Origin of the sequence: Pantoea sp. R102, assembly GCF_004916815.1 — a bacterium.
Taxonomy (GTDB): Bacteria; Pseudomonadota; Gammaproteobacteria; order Enterobacterales; family Enterobacteriaceae; genus Pantoea; species Pantoea dispersa.
Genome location: NZ_SDFT01000229.1, coordinates 1 through 10,630, shown reverse-complemented (window position 1 = coordinate 10,630; position 10,630 = coordinate 1). Strand labels below are relative to the sequence as shown.

Sequence of the window (10,630 nt, the reverse complement as noted above, 5' to 3'; positions counted from 1 at the left end):
CCAGCGGCTTCACGCTGAAACGTTTCATATCTCATTTCCGTACTCAGCCCATTGAAGAGTGTTCAGCGGATGTATACAACAGAACTTGTATACAAGTGCATTTTTTATCCATGTCACCAACACCGGGAAAGACCATGCAAAGTACAGATACTGAAATTGAAAAGCGGGTGATCCGTAAACTGTCGTGGCGACTGATTCCGCTGCTGATTGGCTGCTACGTTATTGCGGTGATCGATCGCGCCAATATCGGCGTGGCCGCCCTCACCATGAATGCCGATCTCGGCATCAGCGCCGCCAGTTTTGGCCTTGCCGCCGGTTTGTTTTTCCTGCCTTACGCCATCCTCGAACTGCCCTCCAATCTGTTGATGGAAAGGGTGGGCGCACGCTGGTGGATCGCCCGCATTATGGTGACCTGGGGCATCATCTCCGGTGCGCATATGTTTGTGTGGAGTGAAAACAGCCTCTATGTGATGCGCGCGCTGCTGGGTGCCGCTGAAGCCGGTTTCTTCCCCGGCATCGTGTTTTATCTCACCCTGTGGTTTCCGGTGGCGTGGCGCGGACGCATCATCGCCTCGTTTATGACCGGCATTCCGATCGCGCTGATTATAGGCACGCCGGTTTCCAGCCTGTTGTTAGAGCTGCACGGATGGCTGGGGCTGCGCGGCTGGCAGCTGATGTTTCTGCTGGAGGCCATTCCGGCGATTGTGCTGGGATTGATCGTCCCCTTTGCGTTGCCCGATCGGCCGGAAGATGCCCGCTTCCTCAGCGCAGATGAGCAGCACTGGCTGGTGACAACACTCGCTGCTGAGCGGCAAAAACTGCCGTCGCGCGGCCATGGCGGTCTGCTGAAAGCGCTGTTCAGCCCGCTGGTGTTGTTGTTCAGCCTCACCTATTACGGACTGGCGAACCTCAACGGTGCGGTGAGCACCTTCCTGCCGCTGATCATCAGCGAAACCGGCTTAAGTCATGTTCAGACCGGGTTCATCACCATCATCCCTTACGTATTTGGTCTGGCCGGCATGCTGGTGCTGGGACGCATAGCCGATCGCCCCGGGTCGCGACTGCTGGCCAACTATCTGGCGCTGATCTTCTCCTTTGTCGGGCTGTTATGCGTCGCGTGGTTCGATAACTCGCTGGTGAAAATGATGTTTTTGTGCTGTTCGGCATTTGGCTTTTTCGGCGCGATGCCGGTGTTCTGGGGATTGCCCGCGCAGTTTATCCCGGCGTCCGTGGTGGCGGGTGGCCTCGCCCTGATCAATGCGCTGGGCAGTATTGCCAGTGTGGTGAATCCGTGGGTCATCGGCGTGATACGCGACCGCAGCGGCAGTTATAACGGCGGATTTTACTGGCTGGCGGCGATGGCGATGCTCTCGATCATTACTCTGAGCATCATCTTTCGTCGCCAGCGTTTACCGGCTTATCAGGCCAGCAATGAACAACGTGAGGGGCAGTAGTATGAAGATTATTGATGTCCGGTTACTTCAGGTGAAAGGCGTGATGCCGGGAGAGGGCGATTTCTGGGAGGAGCGTCTCGCGCGTCCCACCGATGTCTATGCGCAGTTTCGTACTGTGAATAATCATGACGGTGGCGTTCAGCTGGAAGATGGTTTTGCCATTACCACCGTGTTTCTTGAGATCGTTTCTGATGAGGGCGTGGACGGGCTGGCAGGGCCGGTGCCGCATGCCGTTGCATCAATCATTCATGGCCAGCTGCGGCCGTTGTTGCTGGGTCAGGATTCGCGCGACACCGAGCGTTTGTGGGATCAGATGTACCGGGCGCAGATTCATGGGCGTCAGGGCGATGGCATGCTGGCGATCAGCGCGGTGGATTGTGCCTTGTGGGATTTGCGTGCCAAATGGATGCAGCAACCGGTGTTTCGCCTGCTGGGCGGTTCGTTACAGGAAGAAATACCGGCATACGCATCGATGCTGGGCTTTGCGGTGCAGGATATGGCGCAGGTGCACGAGCGGGCGCTGGAGTATAAGGCGCTGGGATATCGCGGACAAAAATGGTTTTTCCGCCACGGCCCGATGAGCGGCAGGGAAGGGCTGAAGAAAAACATCGAACTGGCAAAAACGCTGCGCGAAGCCGTAGGGGATGATTACGATCTGATGTTTGATTGCTGGCAGTCGATGGATGTGACGTATCTGCTTGAACTGGCAAAGGGCATTGAGCCGTATCGCCCGCGCTGGCTGGAAGAGTGCGTAATGGCTGACAGAATCGGCAGTATGCAACGACTCAAAGATAAACTGTCCATCCCGATGGCGGGAGGCGAACATGAGTACACGCGCTGGGGCTTCAAACGCTTCTTTGAATCCGGGGCGCTGGATGTGATTCAGCCCGATATTTACTGGTGCGGTGGGCTTTCAGAAACGTTAAAAATCGCCGCTATCGCCACCCTGTACGATCTGCAGGTGATCCCGCACGGTCATTCCAGCATCGCAACGGCCCATTTCAGCACCACGCAATCGCCGATCCACACGCCTTATCAGGAGTATCTGGTGAAATGGAACGATATTCATCAGTACTTCCTGCGCGATCCGCTGGTGCCGCAGAACGGGTTAATCCCGGTACCGCAGGGACCCGGCATGGGCATGGCACTTAATCCAGCGCATATCCAGCAGCAGACATACTTGTTCACCTCATAACCCAACGCTCCCTCAAACAGGCCTGTTATTGTTTGGGGGATCTGTCTCTTGTATACTACAAAACACAGTGCTCATCGTCATTCTGACCCCCTAAATGCTCGCTGTTTAAAGGACGCTCGCCACGCTATGCCCGCCGATAAACTCATCATTGACTGGTCATCGAAAAACATCCTCCGCCCGCAGTCACTGAGCAGCATTCTGGCCGATCATATTCGTGACCTGATCGTGAACTGCCAGATTGCACCCGGTGCATTAATTTCCGAGAACGATATTGCCACCCAGCTTAACGTGAGCCGGACGCCGGTAAGAGCGGCGCTGCAAAAGCTGGAGATGGAGCGTCTGGTGCAAATTATCCCGCAGCGCGGCACTTTTGTGTTTTCGTTTAATGAGCGGGAGATGCGCGAAACCTGTGAGATGCGGCAGATTCTGGAATCAGGCGCATTAAAGCTGGCGCTGCAACACGATCGTCAGGCGCTGATCGCGCGCCTGAATGAACAGCTGGCGCGTGGACGCGATGCATTACAAAACGCGCCGGAGACCTACCGCGAAACCGATGCGGCGTTTCATATGGCACTGATTGAAGCCAGCCAGAATAGCGAGCTGGTCGGTTTTTACAAAACCAGCATCAACCGCATTCGTGCCTTTCTCAATCACCTGACGCGCACGCCGGATGAGTTTCAGGGTTCGCAAAACGATCATGAGGCGATCGTGGCGCGGTTAACTAATTACGAGGATGAACAGGCGCTGGAACTTCTGCACTGGCATCTTGGCGGCATTATGCGCATGTTCCAGCGGTCGGTGGCGGACACCGACTCAGCCAGTTAACCGGCATCCCTTCGCAGTCAGAACATCGCTGAAAAGCGATCACGCCTCAAGCGCTGCAACCACCGCCAGACCCGCCAGCTCCGCGCTGGCAAGCAGTTGCTCAACACTGTGACCCTGACGCGCTCTGGCAGAAAGTCCGGACATCACGGTACTGACAAAATCGGTCAGGCGCGGTGCGTCCTGTGGGTAGCGGGCCGCGATATAGCGCCGGATGGTATCCTCAGCGGCGCGATGAAACACCCTGGCCGCCTCACGCGCGTGCTGATCCTGACAGCGGATCCCTTCCAGCACCAGACAACCCGCACACACCTCATCCCGGGCATAATGCAGCGCCGCCGCTTTCAGTAATGCATCGAGGGCTTCGGCCACCGGGCGGTCGTCGCGCAGTATCTCAGCCAGGGGAATCGAGCCGGTAGCTGCGTAGCGATCGAGAACGCGGGCATACAATCCGGCCTTATTACCGAAGGCGCTGTAAAAGCTCGGCGGATTGATGCCCAGCGCGTCAGTGACATCGGCGACGCTGACGGCGTCATAACCTTTGGCATGGAATAACCCCTGCGCGACCGCTACGGCGTGTTCGGGGTCAAAGTTACGGGGACGACCAGGTGATTTCATATTTTATAGTGCTCGCTACAAAATTGCGTTGACATTAATTCGGGCTCATTTTGTAATGCATACTAAGAAATCACACGTGGAGATGCAAATGAGCGTATTTAAAGATAAGCAGGTTCTGGTTCTGGGCGGCAGTCGCGGTATTGGTGCGGCTATCGTGCGTCGCTTTGCTGATGAGGGAGCCAGCGTGACCTTCACCTTCTCAGGTTCGCCGGAGGCCGCCGAAAAACTGGCGCACGAAACCGGTTCGGCTGCCGTTCATACCGACAGCTCAGAGCGCGATGCGGTGATTGCCACCGTGCGCGACAGTGGACCACTGGATGTGCTGGTGGTTAATGCTGGCATCGCCCTGTTTGGCGATGCGCTGGAACAGGATCCGGACGCGGTCGATCGCCTGTTCCGCATTAACATTCACGCGCCGTATCATGCTGCGGTTGAAGCCGCCCGACAGATGCCAGCCGGCGGCCGCATCATCATTATCGGTTCGGTCAATGGCGACCGCATGCCGATTCCCGGTATGGCGTCTTATGCGCTAAGTAAATCCGCTTTACAGGGGCTGGCGCGCGGCCTGGCGCGGGATTTCGGCCCGCGCGGCATCACCATTAACGTGGTGCAACCGGGCCCGATTGATACCGATGCCAATCCGGAAAATGGTCCGATGAAAGATCTGATGCACAGCTTCATGGCCATTAAACGCCATGGCCGTTCTGAAGAGGTGGCGGGCATGGTGGCGTGGCTGGCAGGACCCGAAGCCGGTTTCGTCACCGGCGCCATGCACACCATTGATGGGGCGTTTGGCGCATAACATCAGTGTCTGAAAAGGGCGCTGACCACCGCGCTAAATACCGAACCGGTGGCAAAAGCGTGTTCGGTCATGTGCTCTTCATGGCGAATATCAGCCAGCCGCCGCAGCGCCGCCTGCGCGCTGGCTGCATTAATTTCTTCATCCAGCTTGCTGTAACCGTCCGCCATCAGCAGTCGGGCACATTCCACATCCGATCGCTCCAGCGTGGCGATAACCTGTTGTTTGCGGTAAAAAACGTAATCTGTCATAAGTGCATCCTGTTGCTGTCATCGTGATTATGCCGCGGAGGCGATGGTTTAAATCAGGTAGACATCGCACCCTATTTATCGCGCAACACATTGCGTCGCGATCAAAACGTAGCCGTTATAAACAATTCGCAGCATAGCTGTTTCTTCCCGCACGTCCGGCAACCTATTTTATCAGCCCGGCCCTTCGCTGCCCGCTGCCAGCAGTGGCACCACAACATCACTGATCGGCGTAGCAATAGCATGCTGACGGCCATAGCGCTGTACCACACCATTGCGGGTATCCCACTCCAGCGGGCGGTTGGCCTGGCGATCGGCCAGGATCGAGGTGCTCAGATCGGGCGGCGCGCGGTGAAAGCCATCAATAATTTCCTGCGGCACGCTGTCGTCCAGCACCGCGCCGGCCGCGCGCGCCACCGTCAGGCACTCCTGTAAATAGGCTAATCCCAGCTGCGTGATATCGCCGCGGCTAAACATGCCGGCGCGACGGTTGGCCAGCACCATCAAACCGGCGGCGGCATTTTGTAACAGCTTGCGCCAGGCGATGGAGAGAAAGTCGGCGGCCAGTGCCACCTCGCAGCGCGTGTCGCGTAGCGCATCCACTACGCGCGCGGCCTGCGGCACATCCGGCAAGGTCAGGCGAGGCTGGGCGCGCAGCCAGACTGACGCATCCGGCTCGCGTTGCGCCGGGAACCACACCACCGAAGGTAATACAGTGGCGCCGTTGACATAAGGCGCCAGCTGGCTCTGCTGCTCGACGCCATTTTGCAGCGCGCACACCACGGTTTTTTCATCGCACAGAGTGGCCAGCCACGCGGCGCTGTCCGCGACCTGGGTGGTTTTAACCGCCACGAACAGCAAATCGCAGCGTTGTGTCACGTGCGAGGCATCATGCAATACCGGACCAGGCACGCTGATTTCTCCCGCATCGTGGCGCAGCGTTAACTGGGCATGGGCCGTGCGGCCGCACAGCAGCGGGGTGCGCCCGGCTTCATGCAGCACCGCCGCGACGGTGGTGCCAATTGCACCGGGGCCCAGCAGGGCGATTTTACAACGTTCAGACATGCTGCCATCTCCTCATCGCTTAACCGATCATCAGCGTGCCGAGTGCAATCACCGCACACGCCAGCATTTTCCTTACCGTTAATGCTTCACCGAGAAACAGCGCGCCCAGCACGGCGGCAAACAGCACGCTGGTTTCACGCAGCGCCGACACCGCGCCCATCGGCGCTGCCGTCATGGCGTAAATGATGATGCCGTAGGCCAGCAGCGAAACCAGGCCACCCGCCGCGGCGCTCAGCACGCCTGGACGCCACTGCAGCAGGCTTTTGCTGTCGCGCAGCGCGATGTAGACCGCCGGCATTAATATGCCCCACAAGCTGCACATCCACGCGGTATACGCAAACGCATTGCCGGCAACGCGCACGCCCATGCCGTCCACCACGCTGTACGCGGCGATAAAGGCACCGGTCGCCAGCGTGTAGCGCAGGCCCGGCAGCGCCAGTTTGCCGCCGCGCAGCGCCAGCGACACAATGCCAGCGGACACCAGCACAATGCCGCACAGCGTAGTAAAGGCGATGTGCTCGCCGGCAAACAGCGCGGCGGCGCAGGTCACCAGCAGCGGCGACGATCCGCGCGCAATCGGATAGGTCTGGCCGAGATCGCCGCTCTGGTAGCTGCGCACCAGGCACAGGTTATAGCCGACGTGCAGCAGCGCCGAAAGCAGCGCATATTTCCAGCTGGCGCGCGCCGGCAGCGGCAGAAACAGCGTACTGAGCGCACACACCAGCGCGATCGCCACGCACATAATGGTCATTGACCACAGGCGATCGGATCCGCCGCGCAGTAAGGTGTTCCAGCTGGCGTGCAGCAGCGCGGCGCACAGCGTTAAGACAATAATGTAATCAGACATAGGCTGATGCTATGCAGCCGCAAAAGGATTGGAAAGCGAAGATTTATCATTGCGCTATGAGTAAATACTCATACTTCACTGATAATCCTGCTGCGCCTGACGTGATTCGGCGAGCAGCCAGCGTCGAAAATCAACGATGTGCGGCTGGCTTTCAATGCCCTGCGGACAGACGAAATAGTAGGCGGCGGGCGAGGAAAACGCGACGTTGAACAGCCGCACCAGGCTACCGTCGCGCAGCTCTTTTTCAACGTGACCGCTGCGCGCCAGCGCCACGCCTTGCCCCAGCAGCGCGGCTTCCAGCGTCATATTGGTGTCGGCAAAACGTACGCTCTCCTGTAAGGCATCCAGCGTCAGGCCGACCTGTTTAAACCAGATCTCCCACTTTGGCACCAGATCGGCGCCATCACGCATCAGCAGCGGGTAGCGCAGCAGTTCTGCCGGTTCCTGCGGCGTGCCGAAGCGCTGCAGCAGCGCCGGGCTGGCGACCGGAAACAGCTGTTCACGAAACATAAATTCGCTGTGCAGCGCCGGATAATTGCCATGGCCAAAGCGGATCGCCACATCAGAATCCTGGCGCGAGAAGGTAATCGCATCATCGGTGCTTTCCAGCGTCACCAGAATTTCCGGATGCTGGCGCGTCAGGTCCGGCAGGCGCGGCAACAGCCACTTCAGCGCAAATGAATAAGTGGTGTTTACGCGCAGCCGCACGCGGCCTTTCTGCTCGCGCAAGTCGGCTAAGGTGGTTTCCAGATTACTGAAAAACTCGCGCACAATCGGTGCCAGCGCCGCGCCGGCTGGCGTCAGACTCAGTGTTTTGCCGCGCTGAAAGAGCTGCACGCCCCAGATCTCTTCCAGGTTTTTGAGCTGATGGCTGACGGCGCTTTGGGTGATAAACAGCTCTTCCGCGGCGGCGGTAAAGGTCGGATGGCGCGTCGCCACTTCAAACGCGCGCAGCATAGCGGTAGGCGGTAACTCTCTCATCGGTGCAGCCTTGTTTTATGAGCGTTCACTCATGATAGCGGAATCGTCTGTTCACTCACGAAACTTATTCACCCACCCCCCAGCTTCGCCTCTCAGCCTGTCAGTCTGCTAACAGTGGCCGACACATTCATCACTGAATCGGCGGCCAGCTGAATGGTTGGTTATTTACCGCGTGGCGGTTTTAATCCGCCGCCGGATATGGCTCCCGCTGCGCTCGCGTCCTGACGCTGATTAACTATGTTTATCACTCAATAAAAGAATGGGGTGATGAAATGCGAAATCGTGTATTTAGCGCGCTGGCGTTATTGTTATTATCCGGCTGTGGCGCGAATAACAGCGCCTCGCCGGTTACGGCACCTGGTGCGCCGGAGGCGGGGAAAACCGCGCTGCTGGAGAGCGGGGCGGCGGCGTTGCAGTCGCGGCCGCCGATTGAGGCGATCAATACGTATCTGGATGGTTTTCATTATTACTGCGGAAATCAGCAGGGGCAGATGGAGGCCCATCACTACGTCACCATTCTTAATGACGATGTGATGCAGGCGGTTATTTTTGACGGTAACAAAAAAGACGCCAAATTAATGGGCGTGGAATATATCATCAGCGAACGTTTATTTAAGCAGCTACCGGCGCAGGAAAAACAGTACTGGCACAGCCATCGCTATGAAGTGAAATCCGGTACGCTGATTGCGCCCGGCCTGCCGCCGGCCGCAGAGCATGCGCTGATGAGCAAAATCGTCAACACCTACGGAAAAACCTGGCACACCTGGCATACCGACCGCGATAAAACGCTGCCGCTGGGCGCGCCGACGCTGATGATGGGCTTTACCGCCGACGGTCAGCTCAATCCGGCGCTGCTGGCTGACCGCGACAAGCGCTTTGACGTCGATACCGCGACAATCCGCGCCGACCGCGCTGATATCGCCGCCCATCCGGTGGCGGCGGGTGCCGACCATTGCCGGCGCGTGCATCCGTAACCGGTGATTCCGGCTCACTCGTGATACATCTGGCTGCGCCCACCGTCGATCAGGATATCGGTGGCATTGATGAAGCGCGCCTCGTCGCTGGCGAGAAACAGCGCGGTGTAAGCCACTTCATCCGGCTCGCCGATGCGTTTACACGGCAGCAGCGTCGCCTGACGCGCGCGCTCGGCCTGCGGATCCGGACAGCTCGCCAGCCAGGCTTCAGCGGCTGGCGTCATGATCAAACCGGGCGAAATACTGTTTACGCGGATGCCCTGCGCGGCGTACTCCACGCCCAGCGAACGCGTCAGGCCGATCAGCCCGTGTTTGGCCACCGGATAAGGGAACGCGCCGGGAATGATTTTGTGCCCGTGCACTGAGGCAACGTTAACGATGTTGCCGTACTGACGTGCCAGCATCGCCGGCAGGACGCTGCGTATCAGGTTGTAAGGTCCTTTCAGATTGATGTCCATGCAGCGCTGCCAGTCATCCTCGTCCAGCGTCAGCGGATCGCGAAAAACGTTTACGCCAGCGCAGTTGATCAGGATATCAATATCCCCCAGCGCCTGCTGCGCCTGCTGTACCGCGCGGCTAACCTGCTGCGGCTGCGTGACATCGGCTGCGCAGGCCAGACAGCGCTGGCCGGACTGCTGCTGTAGCTGCGCCGCCAGCGCTTCGCTGCTGTGTGCGTCGCGATCGAACAGCGCCAGGCGGGCGCCTTCGCGCGCAAACAGGGTGGCGATGGCGCTGCCGATGCCGCTGCCGGCACCGGTAATGATGGCGGTTTTATTGGCTAAACGTGGGGACATAGTCGCTTCCTTATGAGGATGTCGGGAGAATCAGCCAGTCGGCCAGCTCAAGGGTATTATCGCCGCGCTGCAGGCGAATCAGCGGCCAGCTGTCGCTGCGCGTGAGCGGCACCAGCCCGCTGCGGCTGAGCAAAAAAGTGTCTTCGCTTTTCACGCCGCTCAGCGTCGGGTTCCACGTCACGGCGATGTCGGGCTGCACCTCGCCGCGACTCTCCGGGGTGATAATCCAGTCGCGGCAGCCGTAACCGGCCGGACCGCCCTGATGATGATCGCGCCACGCCTCAGCGTGACCGTGGCGTTGATAAGCCTGGGTGATGTCGGCAAAAACCGCTGACCAGCTGCGCTGCGCCTGGGTGGCATACAGCATATCGGCGTGGATCTCCGCCAGCGTCACGATGCGCTGGCGCAGCGCCGCGTCGGGTTCGCCGAGATGCACCAGGCGCGTCAGGCTGACATGCAAACCGTGCCGTTCGGCACCGAGGGTGATCAGCATCATGCGCTGCAGCGTTTTGCGCGTCGGCACCGGATGTTTAAATGCGGCGATGCGCTCATCGGCGGCCACCAGCGTGCACATCGGGCGAATGCCGCGCGCCAGACAGCCGGCGGCAATCTCGGCTTCGACCTGCCATTCGCTCACGCCCGCGCGCAACTGGCGCGCCACCGTTTCGACAATCTGCGCCGTCTCCTGTCCCAGCGTGCGAAAGCGCTGCTGTTCCGCTGCGCTCAGCCCCTGGCGCAGCGTAATCATCTGCGGCTGGATATCGCTCAATCCTGCCATGGGCGTATCGCTGCCGATATGGCCCGCCGGCAGCACGCTGCTCAGCGACTGATAC

Annotated in this window: 12 protein-coding genes; 5 read left to right on the top strand and 7 right to left on the bottom strand. The window is 59.1% G+C overall.

Features of this window, described 5'->3' with window-relative positions:
• The first annotated feature begins 134 nt into the window (after positions 1 to 134).
• From ERD80_RS20235 to ERD80_RS20225, 3 genes are all read left to right on the top strand, one after another.
• Positions 135 to 1,454 carry an MFS transporter gene (locus ERD80_RS20235; RefSeq protein ID WP_021509566.1) on the top strand — a complete coding sequence of 440 codons (1,320 nt, stop codon included), beginning with the start codon at positions 135 to 137 and terminating at the stop codon, positions 1,452 to 1,454.
• A 1-nt stretch (position 1,455) separates the two neighbouring features.
• Positions 1,456 to 2,649: an enolase C-terminal domain-like protein gene (locus ERD80_RS20230; protein ID WP_158252658.1), complete on the top strand. Its 1,194-nt coding sequence runs from the start codon at positions 1,456 to 1,458 to the stop codon at positions 2,647 to 2,649.
• A gap of 126 nt (positions 2,650 to 2,775) precedes the next feature.
• Positions 2,776 to 3,474, top strand: coding sequence for a GntR family transcriptional regulator (locus ERD80_RS20225; protein ID WP_058758854.1), 699 nt, complete (start codon positions 2,776 to 2,778; stop codon positions 3,472 to 3,474).
• A gap of 39 nt (positions 3,475 to 3,513) precedes the next feature.
• On the opposite strand, the gene ERD80_RS20220 is transcribed toward ERD80_RS20225, so the two are convergent.
• Complete coding sequence (locus ERD80_RS20220) at positions 3,514 to 4,089, bottom strand: TetR/AcrR family transcriptional regulator (protein ID WP_021509563.1); 576 nt, start codon at positions 4,087 to 4,089, stop codon at positions 3,514 to 3,516.
• Positions 4,090 to 4,177: 88 nt separating this feature from the next.
• Between ERD80_RS20220 and bdcA the strand changes: the two genes are divergently transcribed.
• The gene (bdcA, locus tag ERD80_RS20215) at positions 4,178 to 4,891 is read left to right on the top strand and encodes an SDR family oxidoreductase (RefSeq protein WP_021509562.1); all 714 of its coding nucleotides are present in this window, start codon (positions 4,178 to 4,180) and stop codon (positions 4,889 to 4,891) included.
• Positions 4,892 to 4,893: 2 nt separating this feature from the next.
• Here the strand turns inward: bdcA and ERD80_RS20210 are convergent, their stop codons facing one another.
• The 4 genes from ERD80_RS20210 to gcvA form a co-directional block, all read right to left on the bottom strand.
• On the bottom strand, positions 4,894 to 5,139 hold the full coding sequence (locus ERD80_RS20210) for a hypothetical protein (protein ID WP_136548304.1): 246 nt from the start codon (positions 5,137 to 5,139) through the stop codon (positions 4,894 to 4,896).
• A gap of 171 nt (positions 5,140 to 5,310) precedes the next feature.
• Complete coding sequence (locus ERD80_RS20205; protein ID WP_058758851.1) at positions 5,311 to 6,201, bottom strand: oxidoreductase; 891 nt, start codon at positions 6,199 to 6,201, stop codon at positions 5,311 to 5,313.
• A 19-nt stretch (positions 6,202 to 6,220) separates the two neighbouring features.
• On the bottom strand, positions 6,221 to 7,048 hold the full coding sequence (locus tag ERD80_RS20200; protein WP_059011881.1) for a DMT family transporter: 828 nt from the start codon (positions 7,046 to 7,048) through the stop codon (positions 6,221 to 6,223).
• Positions 7,049 to 7,123: 75 nt separating this feature from the next.
• Positions 7,124 to 8,029 carry a transcriptional regulator GcvA gene (gene gcvA / locus ERD80_RS20195; RefSeq protein WP_031280119.1) on the bottom strand — a complete coding sequence of 302 codons (906 nt, stop codon included), beginning with the start codon at positions 8,027 to 8,029 and terminating at the stop codon, positions 7,124 to 7,126.
• A 272-nt stretch (positions 8,030 to 8,301) separates the two neighbouring features.
• Between gcvA and ERD80_RS20190 the strand changes: the two genes are divergently transcribed.
• Positions 8,302 to 9,003 carry an OBAP family protein gene (locus ERD80_RS20190; protein WP_136548303.1) on the top strand — a complete coding sequence of 234 codons (702 nt, stop codon included), beginning with the start codon at positions 8,302 to 8,304 and terminating at the stop codon, positions 9,001 to 9,003.
• A gap of 14 nt (positions 9,004 to 9,017) precedes the next feature.
• On the opposite strand, the gene ERD80_RS20185 is transcribed toward ERD80_RS20190, so the two are convergent.
• Together ERD80_RS20185 and ERD80_RS20180 are read right to left on the bottom strand one after the other, a co-directional pair.
• Positions 9,018 to 9,797 carry an SDR family oxidoreductase gene (locus ERD80_RS20185; RefSeq protein WP_136548302.1) on the bottom strand — a complete coding sequence of 260 codons (780 nt, stop codon included), beginning with the start codon at positions 9,795 to 9,797 and terminating at the stop codon, positions 9,018 to 9,020.
• 10 nt (positions 9,798 to 9,807) lie between these two features.
• Positions 9,808 to 10,630 (bottom strand): M24 family metallopeptidase (locus ERD80_RS20180; protein WP_136548301.1); only part of this gene is annotated, 823 nt, incomplete at its 5' end.

Coding starts and splice junctions, on each gene's coding strand:
- ERD80_RS20235 (WP_021509566.1), top strand. CDS start 135: ATGCAAAGTACAGATACTGAAATTGAAAAGCGGGTGATCCGTAAACTG.
- ERD80_RS20230 (WP_158252658.1), top strand. CDS start 1,456: ATGAAGATTATTGATGTCCGGTTACTTCAGGTGAAAGGCGTGATGCCG.
- ERD80_RS20225 (WP_058758854.1), top strand. CDS start 2,776: ATGCCCGCCGATAAACTCATCATTGACTGGTCATCGAAAAACATCCTC.
- ERD80_RS20220 (WP_021509563.1), bottom strand. CDS start 4,089: ATGAAATCACCTGGTCGTCCCCGTAACTTTGACCCCGAACACGCCGTA.
- bdcA (WP_021509562.1), top strand. CDS start 4,178: ATGAGCGTATTTAAAGATAAGCAGGTTCTGGTTCTGGGCGGCAGTCGC.
- ERD80_RS20210 (WP_136548304.1), bottom strand. CDS start 5,139: ATGACAGATTACGTTTTTTACCGCAAACAACAGGTTATCGCCACGCTG.
- ERD80_RS20205 (WP_058758851.1), bottom strand. CDS start 6,201: ATGTCTGAACGTTGTAAAATCGCCCTGCTGGGCCCCGGTGCAATTGGC.
- ERD80_RS20200 (WP_059011881.1), bottom strand. CDS start 7,048: ATGTCTGATTACATTATTGTCTTAACGCTGTGCGCCGCGCTGCTGCAC.
- gcvA (WP_031280119.1), bottom strand. CDS start 8,029: ATGAGAGAGTTACCGCCTACCGCTATGCTGCGCGCGTTTGAAGTGGCG.
- ERD80_RS20190 (WP_136548303.1), top strand. CDS start 8,302: ATGCGAAATCGTGTATTTAGCGCGCTGGCGTTATTGTTATTATCCGGC.
- ERD80_RS20185 (WP_136548302.1), bottom strand. CDS start 9,797: ATGTCCCCACGTTTAGCCAATAAAACCGCCATCATTACCGGTGCCGGC.